We start from the raw sequence: 24,405 nt of genomic DNA, 5'->3' as shown, positions 1-24,405 counted from the left end.
CGGACTTGATTTTTAAAGTTTGTTAGTGTTGATTCCAATGGTTATCGGTAGCAAGTTCTCATAATCCCTGCGCCCTTTGACCACCTCACGGAAAAGATTCTTCAAATAAGCCAGGGCGGAGATACCGTTGGCCCGGCAAGTAGATATCAACGTATGATAGGCGGCCGACACATTCGCCATGCGGTTACTGCCAAAGAACAACGAGTTCTTCCGCTCACCCGCCAAGGGACGGATGAAACGCTCCGCAATGGTATTGTCGATACTGTAGCGGCCGTCTTTCAAGTAGGCGAACAGCTGATTCCAGAAGTTCTTCAGGTAATTGACCGCCTTTTCCATCAGATCTCCACGGGGAGGATGACCCTCCGAAGTCAGCACATTCAGAAAACTGCGCATGCGGCCGATGACTTCCTTTGTCCGCAGGGAGTTCCGTTGTCGGGTTATCTCTTCAGCTGTCAGACCGGACTGACGATAACTGTCTTCCTGACCGTACAACCAGCCGATGTATTCCAGCATCTGTTTCGCATTCAGGTCACCGCCCTGCTCGTAGGCATACACGAACTTGGCACGCGCATGGGCCAGGCAGCAGAGGTGTTCCGTGTCGTACAGCCTGTCTTCCAGATACATGTACACATTGTAACCGTCCGACTGCAGCGCCCTGATCTGCCGGTCGCCCAAAATGTTCTTCAGGGCATCACGGCTGCGGGAACCTTCCTCATAACAATAGATGACAATCTTCTCTTCACGGTTGACCAGACACCAGATATATCTTTTGCGATAACGGTCCTGTACCTTCACCTTGCACCAGGTCTCGTCGCAGTTCACGACGGCATCTTTCTCCATGGCCATATTCTTGAGCGTTTCAACCAGTCTCTTGGTAAACCCTGCACCTTTCTCAAGCCAGTTGGTCAGGGTCATGCGGCTCAGGAACATGCCATGGTCATTCAGACGGTACATCTCACGGTAATAAGGTACATTCAGCACAAAATGGTTGAAAGCCAGATGGGCCAGGAAATCAGCGGATGCGTGGGTCCCCGGAACTACATCCATGTAATCGTGGCCTCCATCTTTGGAAAGGTAGCCTTCGCAGATTCTACCGTCCGGCAGCTTGTAACGGACAACCTGATACCTGTGCTCCAGAATATAGCTCACTTGCTCGTAGGAATACTTGTGGAATGTCTTGATAATAACAGCTTCTTTCGGCAAACGGCAGAAATCGAAATCATGGCACACGGACTTATCTGCCTTCATACGTTTGTAAGACATTCCCTGGCGGTATGGCCGTTCCTGTTTACTACCGGCAGATGACGGAATGTCCGTTCCCCTCTCCTCCGAAGGAAGGTTGGGAGTGGAACTGCCGTCAAAATCTTCCTTGTCAGCTTCGCGGGAATCGGAACCACGGTTCTTGGACGAAAGTTTCTGGGTCTTGCCGTCGAAGCGGTTCTTGTCTGAAAGCTTCTTCTGTTCCTTCAAGGCGGCATTCTCCTTCCGGAGCTTTTCTATCAAGGCATCACGATCCGACAGCATACGTTTCAGCTCATCATTTTGTCTCAGTAATCGCTGGGAATTTTCATTCAGAGCCAGCAGCTGCTCGGTCATACGGTCAAGCTTTTCCAGAAGCTTTGCTTCACGTTCCTTGTCAGCCTTGCGTAAGGCAAAAAGTTCGTCAAGCAACATTGATTTTTCCATGGAATTCATATCATCTCCCCTTTGCCATATTTGCAGCGCATATCATGGAAGTTTCGCAGGTAATAAAACCTGTTCATTCCTGTAATGTTTAACATAGCACCTCCAGCTTCTCTACCAGGTTCTTCAAACCCTCGTAGCTTAAGTTCCGTTGCTGGATGCGCATTCCACCCGTTATACGGATGTCTATCATGAATCTTACCGGAGCGGATGACAAGGCACCTCCCATCAATGGGACGGAAGCTGAAAGATCCTTTTCCGCTTCTTGTGCCGCCTGTTGTCCTTCTACCTGTACCGGGACAATGCGATGTCGGGTATCCTTGTACTATTTGTGAAACAGATTGTAGGGTACTTTGTTTTTCAAACAGAAGTCCTGGATGGACTCACCTTCCGGCATAGCCTCCGCTTTGTAACGGATGAACAGATGCTCAAAATCACTGCTGCTATACATGTTTACTAAGTTTTTGATTACAGCAGCGAAGATCGACTTTTCTATGCTTGGGGGCAAGACGTCAAAATTGGACGCTTACCGGTTAATCAAGAAAAAAAATTTCAGTGAATTTTTCAAAGTAGCTTACTTTCTGTTTTTTCTATCAACATATTACGCTCCAACAACACCTACTTCAATTCATCAATTATCTTAGTTTGTACTTGTAAACTCTCATCCAGAGACAGAAGTTGTTCCGTTTTTGCCTTGTCTACCTTACGCAAGGCAAAAAGTTCGTCAAGCAACATTGATTTTTCAATAGAGTTCATATTATCTCACCCTGTCATACTTGCAACGTATATCATGGAAGTTTCTTAGGTAATAACACCTATTCATTCCTGTAATTAATGTTCAACATACCTCCTCCAACTTCTCTATCATCCTAATTTCTTCCGATTTTAAAGAGACACTAATAAATTTAATCATAGTCTATTAAATACGATTCGTAATTTTAGAATAAGAAAATCTAACAAATTATTCAACTTAAAACAACCTGATAAATCTAACAATAATTTAGCCTTGCAATAAAAAGAAATTTGGTAATTTGCAATAGTTGTTATTATTTCCCTTGTTCTATCATCTACACAAGAAGCGTAAAATTCAATAAATTTTTTAGCAAGAGTAGATTCTACATTTAATGGAGACTTATACAATGATTTATGTATTTTTTTAAACTTATCTAACAATGTTTGTATTTGATTTCCGGTAAAATTAGAGCCATGCTGTCTATATAAAATATATGAATTTTCATCATAATATACCCTACCAATATACTTTGCTATAATAAATAACCAATAATCATGATATACCATGCTTTTATCAAATGTCCGCGAAAATTCATTCAGCAAATTATCATTAAACACACAAGTACATCCTGCTGCTGCATTTACCCAAAAAACATCTTGCTGTAAAATTTCTGGGGGAGAAATAGTTTTACCTATATTTAACAATTCATTGTTAACTAATATTCTACTAGAACAATACAATATAGGAGTAGTCTCGTCATTTAACTCATTTAATGCATTACACGCAACAATCAATTTTTCATTTTTCCAAATATCATCTTGATCTGAGAAAGCATAATACTGAAACTGCATTGTTTGTTTTAACTTTAGTGCATTGATTGTCAGATTATGAAAACTTGCTCCAAAACCTATATTTTCCCCACATATTACTGTAATATTATTAGGATATTCAGAAACATATCTCTTCAAAATATTCGTTGTTGAATCTGTTGAACCGTCATCCCGAACCAACAAATAAACAAAAACTCCCTTTTGAGCTAAAATACTATTAATTTGCTCTTCTAAATATTTCTCCCCATTATAGGTAGACATCATAACTAAAACATTCATAGAATTCTGTAAGCACTCAATTTAGGGCATACCTCTTTGAGAGGGTACTTTTCAGTGCCCTAAATCGAGTTTTGTTAATTAATTAGTTTTGAATTTAACATTGGCTGGTAGCCAAAGTGATTTTGCCAGGAACCATGTTAACATAGTCTCTGCAACCGTTAAAGATATTTTTGAAAAAGGTTCCGATGAAGTTCCAGACAGAACTGCCATGAAGCTTTACCGTTCCTATTACACTATGATAAGTGGCAGCCATCTCAGCACCCGCATCACTGCCATAATGAAGTGAATTGTTGCGTTGAGTAGTCAGCTTCCGGATGGTCCGCTCTGCCAGATTGTTGTCTATCGGAAGATCCCCATCGTCCAGAAAAGCAAATAGTTCCTTCCAAAACTTCTTCAAGTAATTAAGAGCTTCTGTATAATACTGACTTCTAAATTCTGAATTCTTCGACAGTTCACTCTCTAACAGGCTGCGCAATTCTATCAGGTGTTCTTTCGTTTCCAAACTTTGCCTTTCCCGTAGCCTCTCTTCCGGAGTAAGACCGGCTTCATCATAAATATGTTCTTTAGAAAAGAACCACTTTAAAAGCTTTGAAAAACGTTCGGCTACCGGTTCGCCTCCTTGATTACCGGCTTTAACGAACTTATTATTCGCATGGGACATACAAACCTGATGGATAGTATCCTTAAACTGAGCCGATTTCAACTCATCACCGATAAAAACATAAGCATTGTAGCCGTCGGACATGATACTCTTCAATTCCGCATCACCCAGAAAATCCGTAAGCACCTCACGGCCGCGGGAGCCATCCTCATAGAAGAAAATGGCTGTTTTCTGAGCCTTGTTGACCAATACCCAGATATAACACTTCTTATAACGGTCATATTTGCGCACCTTGCACCAGGTCTCATCGCAGTTCACAACCGAGTCCTTTTCCAAGGTAACGGACTTCAATACACGAACCAGTTCATCAAGGTATTTCTTGCCTTTCTTAAGCCAGTTGCGTAAGGTGTTTTTAGAAATGGTCATTCCCATATCCGTCAGCCATTGGTGCAGAAGGCCGAAGGTCACATTCTTTACATAAACTTCATAGGCGATGGCCTGCAGGAATTCAGGAGTGGCTTTAGTACCCTCGAATCTGGTTATTACCTCCGGATGGCCTTCAGAGGGGAAATAACCCCACTTCGGCTTTTTACCAGGCTCTGCATAATGAACCATCTCAAAACATTCTTCCGTAAGGAAGGTACGGAAACTGAATACACGTACCATCCTTCTTTCAATGATACGTCCGGGAACCTTTGTCAGATCTGACGGATGCTCTACCACTTCTCCGGACACTCCCATCGTTTTATACTCGTCGGGACGATTGCCCAGGTCACGTTCCTTTCTGGGAAGGGCCGGCTCATTCCGGGATTCGTTATTGTCTACAGAATCCGTACGGAGTGTATCGTCCGTGCCGTCATAATCATCTTTCTCCTTTTGTCGGTCAGAAGCACTCTTTTTAGCTTTAGAGTTTATCCGTTGACGTCTGTCGCCAAAACGTTCCTGATTGGCAAAATCAAGTTTTTCCTGAAGAGACTTTGCCTTACGTTCTGCCGATTTGCGAAGCTTGCGCTCTTCCGATAACTGATTTTCCAAATCAGACTGTTTCGATTGCATGGAGGACATCTGGTCCTTCAGCTCCTTCATCTGAACCATGAAATCCTCCAAGACAAGCTTCATGGCGTCATTTGTCAACCTGAGGTCCTGATTCTGCTCAGCAAGGTATTGTATGTACCGGTCTTTTTGATCGTCTGCCATACCTTCACTATAATTTATATTCATCTTCTCTACCATCCGAACCAAATTCTGGTAGCTTAAATTCTTTTGGGACAAGTGTAATCCGTTCTGATACGGATGTCTATCCATATGCGGACGGGATTGTCATTACCGCTTCTTGATACAGGTTTAGGCCGGTCACCAATTTTAGTCTTTTCTTCATGGGTAATCTCAGGAGCACCGTCAACCTGAACCTCAACTACTTTTTTGCGGGTATCCTTAAACCATTTCTGGAAAATGTTATAAGGGACTTTGTTCTTTAAACAAAACGATTGGAGAGATTCTCCATGAGGCAAAGCCTCGGTCTGGTACTGAAAGTAAAACCTTTCAAGATCTTCACTGCTATACATAATTCTATAAATTTTGCTTGGCAGCGAAGTTATCTATTTCAATTAATAGCCATTTTTTGACTGCTTACTAGAATTCTATCTATATACTACATTCATAATTCTACAGACTGCTAAAAAATTTGCAGAAATCAATACCGAAATTACAAAATATTGTACAATATTGAATTTACATTTTGATATTAGCCATGCTACCAACACGAATGAGTAAACAATAAAATAATCTGAGACCCTATTTATGGATGGCAGAAAAGAGAACAAAGAGTGAATTAATAATCCTACTATATATATATTAAGTAATTGATACGGAATATCTTTTCTATAATTCAACAACAAATAAATTAATAGTACCGAATGTAAAATAAAAAAATTACTTTTGGCATTCGTTTGTAGAGCATCATTAATATATCCCGCAACTTTATAACCATATGCAACATCATTACTAGAAATAGATAGAGATAATAAATCTAATGGTAATATGTTAAATAACAGATTAGACAGTTTTAAATAGAATGAAGATATTATTAATATAGATATTATCAAATATTGTTTTTGAGTTAATTGCGGCAAAAACAGACACGAAAGCACCATAAATATAACAAATGATGAATTGTGAAACGCAAATGAAACCGTAATAAGTGCCAAAACAGCAATGAAATTTTTAAATGAGATACCTTTTTTCAGCAAAATAGAAAAAATGAGCATAGACAGACTAAGTGAAAATGAGGCTCTAATAGCTATTGCATTATAATACAGTCCATAATAAGAAATATAAACAATAATACTAGACAGAAGAAAACGACCTCGATTGATGTTCGTTAATACAGACACAATATTTCTGCATGCATACAAAGTAATAACAAAACAAATTGAAGAAGAGAACAAATATAGCCATGCAATATTTCCACCAAAAATTGATTTACACATTATCGATAATAACGTAAATCCATATTCAAAATCATAAATGGAATATCCATGATTATCTAATGCATTATAAAAATTCCGGTACGCTTCGGTATCAGGCGTTTCTACACTAATAATAATAATCTCATTTATCAGAAATAGAAATACCAATTTTGCCGTTATATTATTTCCCTTAGTTCCTAATATCAATAAACATAATATTGCAAGAGATATAATTAGAGCAGTATTCATAATCTAATGATAACAATGACTATAATTACCAATCAGTTCATTATTCAACATCCGATATTCTATTAACTGAAAATTTTAATTCTACAATAATAATACATCATTATAAAGACAAAATATTCCGTTAGAACTAATGAGATAGCCGTACCTATTTCTTTGTAAAAATAAGTCAAAATAAAAACTAACGCAATCGAAAAAAACGCCGCAATAACATAAGCTTGTTTAAAATATTTTTTAGAGTCATAATTTCCCATAGCTATTAATCCCATTTGACCATATATAGCACCAAGAGCAATAGCAATAGGAGTTGGGGAAATTATTCGCACAAGTGTTGTCAGTCCATCGTAACCATTACCTAAAATGGAAGTCAATGGCGATGCAAAAAATAGGAGACATAAAGATAAACATATCATCACTATTAAAATGATATGCTTCAACTTCAACAACAGAACTTTAGCACAATCTTTATCTTCGAATGCTAATGATGAAATCTTAGGATAATATGCAGTACTAATAGGCGAATATATTGCAAAACATAACGATCGCATAATTTTTTCAGCAGCGGAATAACGCCCAACAACAGTAGAACTAGAGAAAAATCCTAATATAATGGTAAATAATTGAGTATATGCAGAAGTTGCGAATGTCGATAAAAAAAGAGGATAGCTTTCTTTAAGCTCATGTAAAATATCACTGATAGCAATTCTAACCTTAGTAATAATATTTAGTTTAATAATCAATATAATATTAACTACGGATGATATAATATATACAAAGGATTGAATTATAGCCGCATAATTGTAATCTTTACTATTTTTTACAAATATAAACGTTAAGGGCAGTATTAGCATCCGACTAAAACAAAATACCAATGCAGGAATCCGAATTTTTCCAATACCCTGAAAGAACCATGTGGTTGAAAGAGCAGTACCGACAGCCATTGGATATGTGCAAAGAATTGTATCTGCGTATATTTTTATCTTATTAAAACTTAATATTACTATAATACCCAATATAGTTCCTACTATCAGAAGTGATACCTGAGCAATTACCGTTGAAAAAAAAATTCGACTTATCTCTTCCTTCCCATTATGATTAGCCACAGCAATTCTCTGAGTAGCACTAAGAGCAAATCCAAAACTTGTTAATAATACCAAATATTGAATTACTGCACTCGAGAATCCAATATATCCATACTTTTCAGCACCTAAAGTAACCATTAGGTAAGGAATAACAATTAATGGGGTTATCCTATCAACAAGTTGTAAAATAAAAAGATATTTTACATTTCTAACTTCATTTGATTTACTTTTTAATATTGATATTATATTCATCTATAAAAAACTATCTTATCGTTCACGATACATCATCTCATAGTACTTCTGGTAGTCTCCACTCGTCACGTTGTCCATCCACTCCTGGTTGTCCAGATACCAGCGCACCGTCTTCTCGATACCCTCCTCAAACTGAAGACTAGGCTCCCAGCCCAGCTCCTGCTGAAGCTTCGTCGAGTCGATGGCGTAGCGCATGTCGTGGCCCAGACGGTCCGTCACGTACGTGATCAGGTCCATATCCTCACCCTCCTTGCGGCCCAGCAGACGGTCCACCGTGTTGATCACCACCTTGATGATGTCGATATTCTTCCACTCGTTGAATCCGCCGATGTTGTACGTTTCGGCAATCTTTCCGTTGTGGAAGATGACGTCGATGGCCCGTGCGTGGTCCTCCACATACAGCCAGTCGCGTACATTCTCGCCCTTACCATATACCGGCAACGGTTTGCGGTGACGGATGTTGTTGATGAACAGCGGTATCAGCTTCTCCGGAAATTGGTACGGACCGTAGTTGTTCGAACAGTTCGTCACGATGGTCGGCATCCCGTACGTGTCGTGATACGCACGTACAAAGTGATCGCTCGATGCCTTGCTGGCACTGTACGGGCTGTGCGGATTATACTTCGTCGTCTCATAGAAGAAGTCCTTACCGTAGGCCAGATGATGCTTACCCGACGATGCCTTCGTCGTAAACGGCGGCTCGATACCTTCGGGATGCGTCATCTCCAGCGCTCCATACACCTCGTCCGTCGAGATATGGTAGAACCGTTTGCCTTCATATTTCTCCGGCAGGCTTTCCCAATACAGCTTCGCAGCCTGTAGCAGGCTCAGCGTACCCATCACATTCGTCCGTGCGAAGGTAAACGGGTCCTTGATCGAGCGGTCCACGTGGCTCTCCGCTGCCAGGTGGATGATGCCGTCCACGTGTTCTTCTTGCATCAGGCGGTAGAAAGCCTCGAAGTCACAGATGTCCATCTTCACAAACTTGTAGTTCGGTTTGTTTTCTATATCTTTCAGATTGGCCAGATTACCCGCATACGTCAGCTTGTCCAGGTTGATGATGCGATACTCCGGATACTTGTTCACAAACAGTCTTACGACATGTGAACCGATGAAACCGGCACCGCCGGTGATTACGATATTACGTTTGAAATTCATTTCAATAATGGTTAATGGTGAATGATAAATGGTTAATGGCAGAGTGCCTGCATGTTTTGCAGACACACCTTCAGCGAATCCATCCAGTACGGAATCCGGATACCGAAAGTCTCCTTGATCTTGGTCTTGTCCAATACGGAATAAGCCGGACGAATGACTGGACTGGGAAATTCATGGCTGTGGCAGGGCTGGATGTCACACTCCGTATGCCCCGACAAGGCAGCAATCACCTTCGTGAAGTCATACCACGAGCATACCCCTTCGTTGCTGAAGTGGTAGATACCGTTCTTGCTGTAGCCCTGCTGGGGCTGTTCCTGTACATAGTCTTCAAGCACAGTATGGATGGCCTGTGCCAGGTCGTAGGCATAAGTCGGCGTTCCTGCCTGGTCGAACACCACCTTCAACTGGGGCTTGGTAGCGGTCAGGTTCAGCATGGTTTTCACGAAGTTCCTGCCGAACTCACTGTACAGCCAGGCCGTGCGGAGGATCACGTAGTCGCAGCCCGTAGCCAGTATGTGCTGTTCCCCCTCCAGCTTGGTGCGTCCGTACACACCGGTCGGCGTACCCTTCTGGTCTTCCTTGCAAGGCGTGTTGTACGGATCTCCGCCGAACACGTAGTCCGTAGAGACATGCACCAGCAGTCCGCCCGCTTCCTTCATGGCCTGCGCCAGGTTACGGGGAGCGTCAGCGTTCAGCACACGGCAGAAAGCCTCGTCACTCTCCGCCTTGTCCACGTTGGTATAGGCCGCGCAGTTCACGATGCACTGCACGCCCCGTTCCCGTACGATACTGCGTACTGCTTCCAGATCAGTGATGTCGAGCAGCGTCGTTTCCACGCCTTCCGCCTCCACCACATCCGTAAACACAAATGTATGTGAGGATGCCTTACTGACCAACCTCATTTCATTGCCCAGCTGGCCGTTGGCACCGGTTACTAAGATATTCATAAATTAAATGAAGAATGATGAATGAAGAATTTATTAGTGTCATTCTGAGCAACGCGAAGAATCCCCGAGATGTTTCGACTCCACTCCGTTCCGCTCAACATGACAAGCCTACCCCATTACAGAAATATTTAATATTTGATATTTAATATTTGACAAACGGCGTTTCAAAATCCTTCAGTAACGGATGCTTCGTGTCCTTCTCGCTCAGTATTACCTTCTCCGTCGGTATCCGCCAGTCGATGCCCAGACTTTCGTCCAGGATGCTGATGCCACCATCCGCTTCCGGATGGTAGAAGTTGTCACACTTGTACTGGAACACCGCCGTCTCACTCAATACGGCAAATCCGTGCGCGAAGCCCTGCGGGATGAAGAACTGCCGGTGGTTGTCCTCCGTCAGCTCTACGGCCACGTGCTGCCCGTACGTGGGGCTTCCTTTTCGGATATCCACCGCCACATCCAATACCGCACCCTTCACGCAACGCACCAGCTTGCTCTGCGCATACGGCGGACGCTGGAAGTGCAGGCCGCGCATCACGCCATAGCTCGACATGCTTTCGTTGTCCTGTACAAAAGTCACAGGCTTTACCTTCTCGTCAAACTCCCGTTGCGAGAACGATTCGAAGAAATATCCTCTCGCGTCCCTGAAAATGCGTGGTTCGATAATCACCACGCCGTCTATACTTGTCTTTATTACGTCCACTTTATTAATTGATAATTGAGAATTGAAAATTGAAAATTAATTCTTCATTTTTCATTCTTCATTCTTCATTTTTATAGGTTTGCTTTTCCCGTCCGTTCCACCTCGTCCACTACCTGTAGCAGGTACTGTCCGTACTGGTTCTTCAGCATCGGCTTCGCCAGCTCGCGCATCTTGTCGGCTGTGATCCAGCCCTGACGGAACGCAATACCTTCCAGGCAGGCAACCTTCAAGCCCTGCCGCTTCTCGATCACCTCGATAAACGTCGACGCCTCGCTCAGCGAGTCATGCGTACCCGTGTCCAGCCAGGCAAAACCGCGGCCCAACGTCTGCACCTTCAGTTCTCCGTCTTGCAGGAACTCCTGATTCACAGTCGTAATCTCCAGCTCCCCGCGGGCCGACGGCTTGATGCGCTTCGCTATGTCCACCACCTTGTTCGGGTAGAAGTACAGACCTACCACCGCATAGTTCGATTTCGGATGCTGTGGCTTCTCCTCGATGGAGAGACAATTTCCTTCGTTGTCAAACTCCGCCACGCCGTAGCGTTCCGGGTCGCTCACCCAGTAGCCAAACACCGTCGCTTTCTTTTCCTCTTCCGCCGTGCGCACCGCTTCTTTCAGCATCGCGCTCAGTCCGTTGCCGTGGAAGATGTTGTCGCCCAGCACCAGGCACGCAGAATCATCGCCAATGAAATCCGCTCCGATGATGAACGCCTGTGCCAGTCCGTCGGGACTGGGTTGTTCCGCATACTCAAAGTGTACGCCGTAGTCCGAACCGTCGCCCAGCAAGCGTTTGAAGCCCGGTAGGTCGTAGGGCGTGGAGATAATCAATATCTCGCGGATACCTGCCAGCATCAGCACCGAGATGGGGTAATAAATCATCGGTTTGTCGAAGATGGGGAGCAGCTGTTTGCTCACGCCTTTGGTGATGGGGTACAAACGTGTCCCGCTACCACCGGCTAATACGATTCCTTTCATGGGGATTGTATGTTAGATGAATATTTGTTGTTTCTCCTTCCATTGAGGTGTACTTTCTACTGACAAAAGGATAGAAGGAGAGAGGTGGATAATATGAATGATCAATGCTAAATTATAGCTAGGCTTTGTGGATATGCTCTGTAGATATAGCATTTTTAGCCTCACTATTCGTCTGTGTTTGTTTGCAAGATTATATTTTTTAACAAGTAGTAATGACAGCGCGCCGGCGGGGATGAAGGATGAAAAGCGGTCTGTGTCGGAACACAGACGGCCCGCCTGCGGCTGAAGACTCCTGACGCAACACAAACAGTCCGGACTCGCGAAAAGCTCAGATACAGGTTGTTTGTCAGTGTGTTGCGGGTGGAGTAGAGTAGAAGCTGATGCTTGTTTGCGGAAGGGGAGGACGGAACGTCCGGGTACGCTACGCGGTCGCCTCTCACAGGTAGATGATCGGAGAGACGGACGTCAAGTTCAGTTTCTGCGGGGACAAAGATAGTGCAAACCGAGCGAAGTACAAAATAAAAAAGGTTTTTTTTATTTTTACTTCCAAGGAGCTTCATTAATTGAGAATTGAGAATTGAGAATTGAGAATTTTTTGTGTTTACTTCCAGGAAGATCCTTCGGCTTGGCTTGAGGTGATATGAAAATGTTAAAATTGTAGTATGGATTATAAATTATTGGCCTGATAGAAAAATGATCTGATTTTAATTTGTACCTTTGCCGATAGATAACAACGAAAGATATGGGTTCATTTTTACATACATCTGAAATAGTCGTAAATGGGAAGACTTCTTTAGGGAAGAAAACGAAGGCTGAACGTTTGGGCTGGCAATCTATGTCTGAAATAAAAAAAGTAGATTATCGTAGTCTGGTGAAAGAAGTGAAGAGCTTTGATGTATCAGGGTTGTCAGAACCTTATGTTTCATGTAGTAAGATGTTCTGATGTGTTAGATAGTCTTAAACCATATAACTTGATTTTTATACAGAAAGCGTCACCGGTTCAAGGTGACGCTTTTGATATGGCATTTGTCTATAAATTTTTCACAGAAAGAAACGAGAAAACTCAGCGTTTGAAGTATATCATAAGAGTTGAAAAACATAATAATGCTTTTGCGCTTAAATTTTATGCGGCTCGTGATCGGAAAAATATAAATAAATATCATAGAATTATTAATGCTCATGACTATAAAAATCTGGTGAGATTGCTTTTGACTTGTTTTGAGGTAATTCCTGATATCCTGTCTAAATATCCTACGGCCTCTTTTGTAGTCAATGGGGCAAACAGTCGGGATTTACGTACGCATACCGAAGAAAATTTTTCCAATAATCAGCGATTCAGGATATACAAGGAGTTGACTTTGAGAAAAATTGGCAATCGTGTTTTTGAGCATTTTTATTTTGAGGAGGCGAGTTCTTTTATGTTGGTGAATCGTGGATCAGCAGATGATATTAATTTAGAGGCCCAACGATTGAAAGACTACCTTCTGGACATTTATTGTATGTAGTTTCTTTTATTCTTCATCATTTTTGGCGGTGTTAAATAGCGGTTAGTATTCCATACTGGGATGGTTACTAACCGCTATTGCTGTCCGTTGTCAGTCTTCTGCCTGGAAATGGCTCTCCAGACGATTGACGAGGGTACGCAAGGTGCGTAGGGTACGGAACTCTTCGTGTGTGGCTGGAAGATGGCCGTGGGTGTAGAGCTGGCGCAGGATGTTGCGGAAAATCTGCGTCAGGGCCAGACGACGGTTGCGGACATGACTTACTTCGCCTTGCAGGGTATGGAAGTGCTTATCGTCGATCCATACTTCGACACGAAAAATCTTTTTCATAAGTACAGGATTTAAAAGTTTGTCCGGCTAATATGTGAAAATGAAAATTTATTTTAAACGGGGATGTTGGGATAAATGTGCGGAATAGTGCCTGTGTAGTGCGTCTGAATGGATTTTATGCCCGTATTTTCTGATTTGCAAGATTGAGAAAGAAGAAGGAAATTTGTTAATGATTAATGAACAATGAAGAATAAAATGAAGAATGAAGAATGAGGAATGAAGAATTATTAATTATCAATTTTCAATTATCAATTAAACTATGGAGACAACAATGATTTCGGGGTTCCGCAATTTGTATGACAAGGAACCGATGGAGATGACGGTGGCCCGCTTCGTGGACTGGATACGCACGAACGGGGAGGTGAAACGACTGACAGAGGAATACCGCCGGCTGACGGCCCAAGGAAGCGAAGGGGAGGCGGCACGGGTGAAACGGGCGCTGCCTGCCGCCACACTGGCCGCTGTGTTCGAAGGGGGCAGGCAGGAGAAGGACCTGAAGCGGCTGACGGGGCTGATGATGTTCGACTGGGACCACGTGGGGGCGGCACGCACGCAACTGCTCGAAAGGCTGCGGATGACGGACTGCGTGATGCTGGCCTGGACGTCGGTGTCCGGCGAGGGGGTGAAGGCGGTGATCCGCGTGGACGTGACGAGCACGGAGGAGTACCTCAGGGCGTATCGCGTCGTGGGGCGATGGATGGAACAGCGGACGGGATGCCAGGTGGACGAGGCGTGCCGCAACGTGGGACGCCTGTGCAGCGCGGCGCACGACGAGGAGCTGTACGTGAACTACGGGGCACGGATGATGGCCTGGCGCGGACTGGAGACGGACGAGGACCGGCTGGAAGCGAAGCGCCGGATGCAGCAGGAGGCGGACACCGAAGGGGGCGAACCGCAGGGCGAGGGAAGCGGCATGCTGCAGGGGATGCTGGACTACTTCCTGCAACAGAACGGCTTCGAGAAGGGACACCGACACGAGCTGCTGCTGAAGCTGGGACGGACGGCAAGATGTAAAAACCTTTCGCCACAGGAGCTGGAAGAGCTGAAAAAGCTGGTTACGGGGAAATTGGGAAGTACGACACTTTCGGAGTCAGAAATTCGGAAATGCTTATCGGACGGATACAGCTATCTGAGCAGGAAATCGGAGGGAAACGTGTCCGAAAAAAATAAGCTCAACGCTCACGACCGCCACTATGGACACCCTGTCGAAGCGGACGATCGGGACGCGGAACTGGATTTGTCAGAAAATAATGAAAGGCTGAGAGGGGCGTTGCCTTACTTCGACGACGCCATTTTCGACGGCCTGCCGCAGCTGCTGAAGGAGGGGCTGACGGTGGCCATGGACCGGCGGGAGAGGGACATGGTGCTGATGGCGATGCTGACCCACCTGAGCGCCTGTCTGCCGGACGTACACTTCCACTACGACCGCCACGACATGCGTCCGCACCTGTATTTTGCCGTCGTGGCACCGGCAGCTACAGGAAAAGGCATCGTGACGCAGGTGTCCTACCTGTCGCATCCGCTGCACGACTACTACCTGGCCCGCGGCGAGGAGGAACAGGCGGCCTACGAGGCCCGGCTGCAACAGTGGAACGAGGACTTCAGCGAGCGCATGCGCAAGGGACGCAAGGGCGAGAAGACGGAACCGAAGCCCAAGGAGCCGGAACGCATCTATTTCCAGATATCGCCCAACACGTCGAAGTCCATGCTCTACCGCCAGCTGTGGGCCAACCGCGAGGTGTCCGGCGTGCTGCATACGTCGGAAATAGACGCGCTGTCGGCTGCCATCGGGCAGGACTATGGCAAGCAGGACGACGTGCTGCGCGCCTGCTTCCACCACGAACCCATCAGCTCGTCGTTCAAGGTAGACGGCAAGCCGGTGTTCGTGCCCTATCCGATGCTGGCGCTGTGCATGACGGGTACGCCGATGCAATTCCTGTCGCTGGTGCACAACACGGAGGACGGACTCTTCAGCCGACTGGCGGCCTACCAGGTGCAGCCGCAATACGTGTGGCGCGACGCCAGTGCGGAGGGGCAGGTGCAGAACCTGCGGACGCATTTCCGCGAACTGGGCAAGCGGGTGCTGAAGATGCACGAGATGATGAAGGGGCGGCGCACGGACGTGGAGCTGACGCGGGAGCAGTGGCGCCGCCACTCGACTTTCTTCAGCCGCAAGTTGCAGGAGGTGGTGGCCGAAGGGGGCGAACGCATGGCGTCGTCGGTGATGCGCATGGGGCTGATAGCGGCACGCATCGCGGCGGTGCTGACGGCCCTGCGCAAGGGGGAGGACGAGCTGTGGGCGATGTCGACGCGCTACTGTTCGGACGAGGACCTGGACGCATCGCTGGCCATCGCGGCGGTGTTGCTGGAACATGCCTTGCTGCTGAGCTCGTCCATCCCTGCCTATGAGAGGCGGGTGCGTCCGTTGCAGCCCTTCGCCCGCCTGCTGCCGGTGCTGGAGAAGCTGCCCGGGACGTTCACCTACAGGGAGCTGATGGAGGAGGCGCAGCGGCAGGAACTGCCGGAATCGAGCGTGCGAAGGATTTTGAAAAGAATGACGGAACGAGGCGTGCTGAAACACGAAGGAAAAGTCTATAAACGGCTCTAGAGGCCATTTCGCTCGACAAGGCGTCCAAGGGGTAAACGTGAGCGTTGAGCTTAAAAAATGTTGAGGTTTGGACGGCTGAAGCGGAGGTCTGGAGGGATAGAGTGGAGGACTGGGACGCTAGTCCAGCAACACGAACGGCGCCCAGTAATAGGGCTGTGGATACTGTTTTCTCACTTCCCGGACGGCCTGCTCCAGCGCCTCGCGCACGGGTTTTCCTTCCAGCCAGTAGCGGTAGAATCCGGACATGAGCAGGGAGGTGGAGCGGTCGTTGACGCTCCACAGGCTGACGAGCAGCGACTCGACACCGGCCTGCTTGAAGCCGCGCGGCAAACCGTAGACGCCTTTGCGAACTGCCCCTGCTGGCAATAGAGGCCGCACAGGCGGCTTTCCAGGGTGGTGTGGTCGGCGGGAGCAATCTGTTCCAGCAGGTCCAGCTGCTTCTCGGCTTCGAGATAGGCTTCCAACGCCTGAGTGGGCTGCTGCTGTCCGTTATAGAAGTCGCCCAGGGCAATCCAGGCGTAAAAAGCCTTCTGAGGCTGATTCTTTTGCAGTTCTACATATTGTTTCAGGTAGTGGAGTGCCTGTTCGGGGGCGGGTACCAGGGTCTGATAATATTGTCCTATCCGGTAGATGAGGCCGATATATCCTTGGTTTGACCGATAGGTAGGGTCGTAGACGGGAAAGTCTTTTTCGAGTTGCTTGATGATGGTTTCTGTCTGTTGCCGATAGTTGTCCTGCATTTCCCGGTTCTGTTGCCAGGACTTTTTCTGTTCGGCTGTCAGTCGGCTCATGTCTATCTGTTTCTCCAGCATTTTCATATTCAGCAGGTAGTCCACGACCATGTTGACCATTTCTGTTCCGTAGCGCATCAGGAATTGCGGGTCGTTGCCGCTTTGGGCATACAGCTTGACCGTAATCTGCAGGATAGGCATCATGAGGGGTAATATTTGTTCGAAGTCCTGACCGTTTTCATTGGCTATCAGGTAGTAGGATCGCCACAGGAAATCCAGAATGTCTGTCGTATAGTAGGTGATGCGGTCGGGATTGTAGTTCTGTAGTTGTTGGCTGATGAGGCGTTTGGCTTCGACCATCTGATTCAGATTGTTGTAGAGGATTTCGTTTTTCAGAGCTGCCATGGACAGGTAATGTGGGTCTGCTACGTTGCCCCAGGTTTGCCATTGGTTCAGGGCGATGCCACGGTCGAGCATGTCCACGGCTTCCTGGTAGCGTCCCTTCTCCATCAGGTAATCGGCTGCCAGTTCAAAGCTATAGGTGCTGAAATTCAAGGAGTCTTCGATGGCTGTGAACATTTGGGTGGCCTTTGCATAGCTGTCGGCTCTTTCCGTCTCGCTGCCTCCGGTTTTTCCCAACAGGTAGGTGTACATCAGCAACTGATTGCATTTTTGGTTCTGTGTGCCATGAGTTGTATCTTCTATCAACAGACGACATACTTCGATAGCCTGCGGATATTTTCCTACGGAGAAGAGGCAGTCGAGGTAGGCGTTACGGGTCGCTGTACAGTCTACTCCTGCTGCTTGCATCCGGGCAATGAGATCGGAAAACAGTGCATCCGCTTTTTCTATGTCAATATTTGCCGTGAGTATGGCCAGGTCTTGCTCCGAGCCAAAGGTGATGGGAGAGGAGACTCCGAAACGGGCTTTGGTGTCGGCGCATACGTAACCTTGCATTTCTACAGCCAGCTGGTTGTTTGAAGATCCGGTTTTGCTATTCTCAACGAGCTGTCTTCCCAGCGCGATGGATAGCATGCTGCTGTCGTGATGGGTGCGGTAGAGCGTATAGGCTTGTGTCATCCGTTCGGTGGCCCGTTCTGGGAAACGGTCTTTCAGGGATGAATAGACTGAGTTCAGCAGGTAGGCTTTCTTCAGTGGTTGGGCTGCGTAGCGACGGTCCAGCAGGGCATCGAGGCTGTCCAGTATATTTTCGGTTTCGGCAAGGCCGCTGGCTCCAGCAAAGGCTGCCAGAAATCCCAGGAGGTTGACGTAGTGGTAATTGTCTGTGCCCCAGCATTGCTCCAGTTTTTTCAGTAGTGCGGGACAGTCGGTGGCATCGGGATTGGGTTCCCCCATCAGCAGCCTGCAGGCCCATAGGTCTGTGCGGATCAGGCTGCGTTCTACGGAGCCTTCGGGATAATAGACTTGCATGTAGTCGTCCAGAAGCTGGACACCTTGCAATATCGATTGATCCACGGTTGAACTGTTGAATATGAAAATGTTGTAGGAGCGCAGCAGATGGATGACCTCGGGATGTCCTTCGGGGTACAGGACGCGATACAGTTGGTAGGCCTGGTAGTAATAGAAGTCGGCATTGCTTACGATTCCATTATTCAGTTTGAAATATCCGGTACTGTCCTGCCAGCCAAACTGATTTTGTGCCCAGTTGGCTTCCACCTGATGGCTCATGGTGGACTTGGCTTCTGCCAGCAGGTAGTAGAGGAAGGCCCGGGTGTGGTCGGCGGTTTTCGATTGGACGGGGTAGAGGGTGAGGACTTCCTGCTCCGTCTCGAGCAGCTCGGGATAGGTTTCGGGATCTTCGACGAACCGGTCCCACAGACGGTTGGTGAACTGGGTCAGCCTGGCCGCACAGAGGAGGGACAGCCTTTCGCGGTCGGTCCCGGTGGTGGGTTGTTGCAGGTCTTTGATCAGCTGGTCTACCTGGGCGGTGACGTCCTGCGTCGTGCTCAGCTGGATGGAAAGGAGGAGGCGGCACCATGCGGTGGCCGGGTGGCGGGTGCCCAACTGTTCGCCGGATGCCCGGGTGAGTGCCTGGAGAGCCCGGGTGACTGCTTCGGAACACGGATCGCTTTTTCCGCTGTCCAGCCAGTCGGCATAAGCCTGTAGCTCGGGGACCTTTTGGGCGGCTGTCCGCAGCAGGGCTTTGACTTCCGGTTCGCGCTGTCCGTCGTAGATGGCCCAGAGGGCTGTTCTGAACAGTGTTTCCGTGTCCATACCTTCCGGACGGGGATAGTGTTCGCCATCCAGGCCCGATATTCGTTGATGAGTTCATCGGCCGACTGGGCTTTCGCTTCCGTATTGTTTACCAGCAACAGGAAGAGCAACAGTGCCCAACAGATCCACTGTGTTTTGATTCTCAACATGGTCCCTCCTTTTTTCTCTTGGGACAAATGTAGAGATTTTTGTTTTAAAAATGAAAATTGAAGTGTACTTTTTCCCCATTTCCCTATTTCCCATTCTCCATTATCAATTCTCCATTTTCAATTGTCTCAAGGCTCTCCCAGCGCTTCTACAATGAGGCGGACCTGGGCGGGGGTGAAGACGCGGGAATGGGACGTGAGACCAGTGGCGGCCAGGCGTGCGCCCAGGGTGGGATGATGATTGATCCATCGCAACAGTTTCCGCCAGGCTCCCTGGGCGGAGAGTTCGGGGGAGTAGAGTAGGGCCAGTTCGGTGCGCCCGTATGTCTTTATCTTGAAGGTTTCCATACGTCAAAATTACACCTTTTCTGTCAGATTTCCAAAGGTTTAAACGAAAATAACGGTACAAAAGCGTAGGGAGGTGGAGAGAAGGGGAAACGGGTGGAAGGAGAGGGTGTATCTTTGTGGTAACAAATTTCCAATTATCAATTATCAATTAACAATTAACAAAATGATTCGTTACAAAAAGTATCAAGTGACTGGAGAAAACAGTCCGCTGAAGGGGTTGTGGTATGCACGCCCCGTGATCGAGGAAACGCTGGACATCGACGCCTTGTCCAAGCACATGTCGAAACACAACACGCCGTTTTCGCCTGGTGTGATCAAGGGAGTATTGGCAGATATGGTGAGCTGTATCAAGGAGCTGATCCTGGACAGCAAGAACGTGAAGCTGGACGACCTGGCCATCTTCTCGGTGGGCATCGTCAGCGACCACGGGGCTCCGAGTGCCGCCGAGTTCAAAGTGAGCGAAAACGTGAAGGGACTGAAGCTGCGGGCACGTGCCACGGGCGAGCTGAGCAACGCGAAGCTCAACCTGGAGGGTACGCTTCGCGAGCTGTCCGAGTATGTGGTAGACGGCGAGACGGCCGGAACAGGCGGTACGACGCCGGGAGGCAGTGACAACGAGGACGAGGAAGGAGGAAGTCCGCTGTAATCATGGAGAATGGAGAATTGAAAATGGATAATTAGCCTGTCCGCAGGTCATTGTCAGTTTTCAATTCTCAATTATCCATTCTCAATTTTCAATTATCCATTCTTAATTATCCATTACCAAAGTGAGCGAAACAACAACGAAAAAGAAAAACGTGTGGAGCCTTGTGCTCAAGATTATTGTGACCGTGGCGACAGCCCTGGCCGGTGTGTTTGGTGTAGCGTCGTGTATGTCGTGATGAGGACGATTACGCTGATTATTCTCCATTGCTCTGCCACCCGCGAGGGGCAGAGCTTTGGCTTTGAAGACTGTCGCAGGGACCACATCCGTCACCGGGGATTCCGGGACATCGGGTATCACTACTACATCACGCGCGACGGGACCGTCCACCGGGGGCGTCCGCTGGAGCAGGTAGGGGCGCACTGCCGCAACCACAACCGTCACAGCATCGGCATCTGCTACGAAGGCGGGCTGGATGCGGAGGGCCGTGCAAAGGACACGCGGACGGAGGCGCAGAAGATCAGCCTGTCGGCCCTGGTCGGGGAGCTGAAGGAGCGGTTTCCGCAGGCGCTGGTCGTAGGACATCGGGAGCTGGATCCGGGGAATGAGTGCCCTTGTTTTGAGGTGAATAAATTGAGGAAATGTTTGGATTTTTATAAGAATGATTTATCTTTGCAGAAAGTAAAAACCTGTAAAACTTAAATCGTTATGAAACATGTGTTATGTCTGTGTGCAGTGGCTGCATTATTGCTGGGCTGTACGGCAAAATCGGGTAAGTTCCAGCGCCCGGAGGAACTGAAGTTTACGGCTGTTCAAGGGTATGGCCTGGTCGGTGACGTGAGAAGCGTCGAATATGAGGATTATACCATTAATTTTGACACCCTCGGGAATCTGACAAGCGTGGTTTGGAAGGATGGTGGAAGTAACATGTATGAGTATGAGAGTCCGACCCGCTATAAGATAAACGGCATCGGTCCTTTTCAGATCAGCTGTGAGGACAATCTCCGCAGGGAGGAAGACGAACAGGGTATTGAACTTCCTTTTGAATATGAATTTGATAATCAGGGAAGGGTCATACGATATGCCTATCAGGAATATATGTCGAGAGTGACAGAAGTATATACGTACGAAGGAAAAGAAAATGGACCGGTAACTATGTCCAAGGAGTATGGATATGAAACGGGAATGGAGAAACAGGAAAATGTTTATACGTACCGTGAATGGGATGAGCAAGGTAATTGGATCCAAAGAGACGTAGAGCGTAAGACTACAAACACATTATACAACGAGGGAGGGGAAGGTGAGAACAAGACAGTGGTGGAAACGGAACATTTGACGGAAAAGAGGGTAATCAGTTATTATTGATGCTAGAATGTAAAAAACAGGTACGGATGAATCATTGCGGAGCGGCTGCATGAGAAAATAAATGTCATCCGTACCTGAAAAAATGATTTGTAAAGTATATAAATTTTAATTCTACTCTCTGTATTGAGGAGGAGCGAATCGGAGATTATCTGCTTCGGTTTGCTCCTCTTTTTCTTTTTCGGGATCATGACCACAATAGGGACAAACTTTCCAGGAAGAATCTAACGGCTTGCCACACTGGGGACAGGTTCGTGTCGGATTGGGAGAAGATATTTCTTGGGATTCGGTTGGCGGAGTCGCTTCTTCTGCTGCTATTTGGGCAAGCTGTCGCTTACGCGTCAGGACTACGATGATCCATGCGTAGGGTATGAAAGGAAAATGGAGGAGTGAAATCATAAACAAGGGGATTTCAATAATGGTGGATAATAACATGATATAAGGTGCGACTTTACTTCCCATTGGGATATAAAATAGAAGCATTTTGAAAACGATCATCCAGACTATGAGTATAAAAAGAATCCAGGTTAATATCTTCAGATATCTCTTATAAGTCTTATAGTAGTTTAAGCCAATACTGGTCCATGCAGCAAAAGCTGATAGGATGGAAACCAGCATCGACAGATAGAATCCAAAACCCAGTACATCGTTGACATCTATATTGTGCTTGATAATAAAAGAAAGGAGAGCTATGCAAAGCAGGAGAGGTGGCAGATTGAGATAGAAAGCAACGCGTGGCGCTTTAGGTCCCCACTGGAAAATGGTGTTGAAGAAGGTTAGAATGGGTGTAAGATAGATTGCTATAATTAAGACGGTTATCTTTGTGTCTTGGGCACTCATGTGCATTGTAAAGTCTGAAGACATCTCAGAGATTCTGTTCAGTAGTTTACCGGATTGGACAATTGCTTCCAGATAGGATATAGACTGGGTGGTGTCAAAGAAAGAAACTGTGATCCACGGTAACAGATAGGAAATCAGGATGAGAGTAGTGAGAACTCCCTGAACGATGGAGATGGAAGATGTTTTTGTTTTCATAATATTGATAATAGTATTAGATGTAATGCTGCAAAAATAGTCAAAAAAATGAAATATCAAAATAGGAATAGTTATATATTCTGTTTTTATTTTGGAATGGTTCGTTTCGCTTCGAATAATTCAGAATATATATTGGATTTTGAGGTGTATTTGATTAACAGATGAATGGAACTCTTTTATATGGTAATCTGGTAATTTACGGATGAAAAAATCAAGATATGCGTTGAATTTCTGTAAAAATCGGATTATATTTGCAACACGTAGGGTATGAAAACTCTTGGAACTCTTTTACAGAGCTTAATCTGTGAAAGTCAGAACAAGAGGATAACCTTGCATGCAAAATTGGGATAATCTTATAATTCAGTCATTATGAAATACGCATTGTTTCTTTTATTCAGTTTATGCGCGTGCTTACAGGGAAGTGCACAGCAGGTAGAGTTCAAGACATTTATTTATACAAGCAATGACCTGGGGGAAGAAATAGCCAGGCATAGTGAATTGGTGAACAGAAAGGACAGAGGGTATCTGGGAGATTTGTTCAATGCAAGTAAAGAATCGTTGAAAGGAATCGCTTCGGGATATGTGACATCTTTTATCGACCTGGGCGTAAATGCCATTGGTAGTCTGCTGACCCGGAACGCACGGCTGAAGGAAGAGTGGGAAGAAACGGTGAAAGCCGAAAATATATACAAAACAAAGATCAGCACGGTGTCTGAAATCAATGATTTCTATAAAGAAGCTTCGTTCGAAGGGGCGATGGACCCGAAAGGCATGCGCTTTGACGGTATCGGTTGCCTGAGGCTGGAGGATAACGATACGGTCTTCTACCTGTCGTGCCATATCGACCGGAGTAAGATTGACCGGATTGTGAAGCATTCGAAATTTGAACTGGTGCTGGATACGCTGATCGTGAGTCCGACTCATTCGAACCTGCCCAACACGTATCTGGATCTGCCATATTCCTTTGCCGAACGCGATAACTTTACGTTGTCGATGAATATCAAGCTGATATCATCGTGGATGAATGAAATCGTACAACTGCAGAAGAACCAGGAACTGGGCGCATTTGTGCTGAATGTGCCGGTAGATCCGGAGGAGCTGGATGAGAAGGGCTTCCTGAGGTATGTGCGGAATCGGAATGAGGAACCGACCTACAAGATTGTGGGAGAGAGTTTTATTGTGCCACGTTCGTACATGGGGTATCGCGACAAAGACGACAATTATAAGAATATCTGGGGAACCGGTGAATACAAACTGGAAATCGAACTGAAGGAGACATGCGACGTGACCGAACAGTATCGGGAAAACTGGAAGAAGGACCGGAAACGCCGCAAGAAACTGATGGAGAAGGAAAGTATCTGGGAAAACGGCTGGCAGACGATTTCCAACCAACGCTGGGACGAACTGGCACAGTCGTGGGTAATCACTACCCTGCAGGCACCGGCCGGAATTATCACCAAGGACGTGATTGACAAGCTGGGACTGGCACCGGAATAACGGATCGGAAAAAAA

Annotated in this window: 22 protein-coding genes and 1 pseudogene; 8 read left to right on the top strand and 15 right to left on the bottom strand. The window is 46.5% G+C overall.

Features of this window, described 5'->3' with window-relative positions:
* Positions 1-12: 12 nt before the first annotated feature.
* The 11 genes and pseudogenes from tnpC (BQ8005_RS17595) to rfbA all read right to left on the bottom strand — a co-directional run bounded on the left by tnpC (BQ8005_RS17595) (position 13) and on the right by rfbA (position 11,953).
* Complete coding sequence (gene tnpC, locus BQ8005_RS17595) at positions 13-1,695, bottom strand: IS66 family transposase (RefSeq protein WP_075317116.1); 1,683 nt, start codon at positions 1,693-1,695, stop codon at positions 13-15.
* Positions 1,696-2,301: 606 nt separating this feature from the next.
* Complete coding sequence (locus BQ8005_RS17340) at positions 2,302-2,439, bottom strand: hypothetical protein (RefSeq protein WP_159436205.1); 138 nt, start codon at positions 2,437-2,439, stop codon at positions 2,302-2,304.
* A 153-nt stretch (positions 2,440-2,592) separates the two neighbouring features.
* A complete protein-coding gene (locus BQ8005_RS03875) occupies positions 2,593-3,510 on the bottom strand; it encodes a glycosyltransferase (protein ID WP_159436204.1) in 918 nt (305 codons plus the stop codon).
* A 109-nt stretch (positions 3,511-3,619) separates the two neighbouring features.
* Positions 3,620-5,359 carry an IS66 family transposase gene (gene tnpC, locus BQ8005_RS03870; RefSeq protein WP_075317114.1) on the bottom strand — a complete coding sequence of 580 codons (1,740 nt, stop codon included), beginning with the start codon at positions 5,357-5,359 and terminating at the stop codon, positions 3,620-3,622.
* Positions 5,345-5,691, bottom strand: a pseudogene (locus BQ8005_RS17500) (hypothetical protein); the annotation flags it as partial. The gene tnpC (BQ8005_RS03870) and the pseudogene BQ8005_RS17500, both read right to left, overlap by 15 nt.
* Positions 5,692-5,766: 75 nt before the next feature.
* Positions 5,767-6,843, bottom strand: a complete 1,077-nt coding sequence (locus BQ8005_RS17900) for an EpsG family protein (protein WP_075317113.1) — start codon at positions 6,841-6,843, stop codon at positions 5,767-5,769.
* 62 nt (positions 6,844-6,905) lie between these two features.
* A complete protein-coding gene (locus BQ8005_RS03855; RefSeq protein ID WP_075317112.1) occupies positions 6,906-8,174 on the bottom strand; it encodes an oligosaccharide flippase family protein in 1,269 nt (422 codons plus the stop codon).
* Positions 8,175-8,189: 15 nt separating this feature from the next.
* The gene (locus BQ8005_RS03850) at positions 8,190-9,332 is read right to left on the bottom strand and encodes a dTDP-glucose 4,6-dehydratase (protein ID WP_075317111.1); all 1,143 of its coding nucleotides are present in this window, start codon (positions 9,330-9,332) and stop codon (positions 8,190-8,192) included.
* A gap of 32 nt (positions 9,333-9,364) precedes the next feature.
* Complete coding sequence (gene rfbD / locus BQ8005_RS03845) at positions 9,365-10,279, bottom strand: dTDP-4-dehydrorhamnose reductase (protein ID WP_075317110.1); 915 nt, start codon at positions 10,277-10,279, stop codon at positions 9,365-9,367.
* A 142-nt stretch (positions 10,280-10,421) separates the two neighbouring features.
* The gene (rfbC, locus tag BQ8005_RS03840; protein WP_075317109.1) at positions 10,422-10,979 is read right to left on the bottom strand and encodes a dTDP-4-dehydrorhamnose 3,5-epimerase; all 558 of its coding nucleotides are present in this window, start codon (positions 10,977-10,979) and stop codon (positions 10,422-10,424) included.
* A 71-nt stretch (positions 10,980-11,050) separates the two neighbouring features.
* Positions 11,051-11,953, bottom strand: coding sequence for a glucose-1-phosphate thymidylyltransferase RfbA (rfbA, locus tag BQ8005_RS03835; RefSeq protein WP_075317108.1), 903 nt, complete (start codon positions 11,951-11,953; stop codon positions 11,051-11,053).
* A gap of 742 nt (positions 11,954-12,695) precedes the next feature.
* Here rfbA and BQ8005_RS17335 point away from each other — a divergent pair.
* Both BQ8005_RS17335 and BQ8005_RS03830 read left to right on the top strand, forming a co-directional pair.
* On the top strand, positions 12,696-12,896 hold the full coding sequence (locus tag BQ8005_RS17335) for a hypothetical protein (protein ID WP_159436203.1): 201 nt from the start codon (positions 12,696-12,698) through the stop codon (positions 12,894-12,896).
* Position 12,897: 1 nt separating this feature from the next.
* Positions 12,898-13,458 carry a hypothetical protein gene (locus BQ8005_RS03830; RefSeq protein ID WP_075318914.1) on the top strand — a complete coding sequence of 187 codons (561 nt, stop codon included), beginning with the start codon at positions 12,898-12,900 and terminating at the stop codon, positions 13,456-13,458.
* Positions 13,459-13,548: 90 nt separating this feature from the next.
* Here the strand turns inward: BQ8005_RS03830 and BQ8005_RS03825 are convergent, their stop codons facing one another.
* A complete protein-coding gene (locus BQ8005_RS03825; RefSeq protein WP_021847225.1) occupies positions 13,549-13,785 on the bottom strand; it encodes a hypothetical protein in 237 nt (78 codons plus the stop codon).
* A 259-nt stretch (positions 13,786-14,044) separates the two neighbouring features.
* Between BQ8005_RS03825 and BQ8005_RS03820 the strand changes: the two genes are divergently transcribed.
* Positions 14,045-16,393, top strand: coding sequence for a DUF3987 domain-containing protein (locus BQ8005_RS03820; RefSeq protein ID WP_083610491.1), 2,349 nt, complete (start codon positions 14,045-14,047; stop codon positions 16,391-16,393).
* A 117-nt stretch (positions 16,394-16,510) separates the two neighbouring features.
* Here BQ8005_RS03820 and BQ8005_RS17895 read toward each other — a convergent pair whose 3' ends face one another.
* Both BQ8005_RS17895 and BQ8005_RS03805 read right to left on the bottom strand, forming a co-directional pair.
* On the bottom strand, positions 16,511-16,771 hold the full coding sequence (locus BQ8005_RS17895; RefSeq protein WP_083610490.1) for a CHAT domain-containing protein: 261 nt from the start codon (positions 16,769-16,771) through the stop codon (positions 16,511-16,513).
* Between the two features lie 2,863 nt (positions 16,772-19,634).
* Positions 19,635-19,853, bottom strand: a complete 219-nt coding sequence (locus tag BQ8005_RS03805) for a DUF4248 domain-containing protein (RefSeq protein ID WP_021847229.1) — start codon at positions 19,851-19,853, stop codon at positions 19,635-19,637.
* 163 nt (positions 19,854-20,016) lie between these two features.
* On the opposite strand from BQ8005_RS03805, the gene BQ8005_RS03800 reads away from it, so the two are divergent.
* The 4 genes from BQ8005_RS03800 (at position 20,017) to BQ8005_RS03790 (ending at position 21,861) form a co-directional block, all read left to right on the top strand.
* Complete coding sequence (locus BQ8005_RS03800) at positions 20,017-20,499, top strand: HU family DNA-binding protein (protein WP_021847230.1); 483 nt, start codon at positions 20,017-20,019, stop codon at positions 20,497-20,499.
* Between the two features lie 121 nt (positions 20,500-20,620).
* Positions 20,621-20,734, top strand: coding sequence for a smalltalk protein (locus tag BQ8005_RS17330; RefSeq protein WP_159436202.1), 114 nt, complete (start codon positions 20,621-20,623; stop codon positions 20,732-20,734).
* The gene (locus tag BQ8005_RS03795) at positions 20,734-21,198 is read left to right on the top strand and encodes an N-acetylmuramoyl-L-alanine amidase (protein ID WP_083610489.1); all 465 of its coding nucleotides are present in this window, start codon (positions 20,734-20,736) and stop codon (positions 21,196-21,198) included. The genes BQ8005_RS17330 and BQ8005_RS03795 overlap by 1 nt, the downstream gene beginning before the upstream one ends.
* A 6-nt stretch (positions 21,199-21,204) precedes the next feature.
* On the top strand, positions 21,205-21,861 hold the full coding sequence (locus BQ8005_RS03790) for a hypothetical protein (RefSeq protein WP_075317104.1): 657 nt from the start codon (positions 21,205-21,207) through the stop codon (positions 21,859-21,861).
* 111 nt (positions 21,862-21,972) lie between these two features.
* On the opposite strand, the gene BQ8005_RS03785 is transcribed toward BQ8005_RS03790, so the two are convergent.
* Positions 21,973-22,893, bottom strand: a complete 921-nt coding sequence (locus tag BQ8005_RS03785; RefSeq protein ID WP_075317103.1) for a zinc ribbon domain-containing protein — start codon at positions 22,891-22,893, stop codon at positions 21,973-21,975.
* Positions 22,894-23,262: 369 nt separating this feature from the next.
* On the opposite strand from BQ8005_RS03785, the gene BQ8005_RS03780 reads away from it, so the two are divergent.
* The gene (locus BQ8005_RS03780; RefSeq protein WP_159436201.1) at positions 23,263-24,390 is read left to right on the top strand and encodes a hypothetical protein; all 1,128 of its coding nucleotides are present in this window, start codon (positions 23,263-23,265) and stop codon (positions 24,388-24,390) included.
* The last annotated feature ends 15 nt before the right edge of the window (positions 24,391-24,405 follow it).

Origin of the sequence: Bacteroides togonis (assembly GCF_900130135.1) — a bacterium.
Taxonomy (GTDB): Bacteria; Bacteroidota; Bacteroidia; order Bacteroidales; family Bacteroidaceae; genus Bacteroides; species Bacteroides pullorum.
The sequence above is the reverse complement of the archived record's forward strand: the minus strand, read 5'-3'. Positions and strand labels throughout refer to the sequence as shown.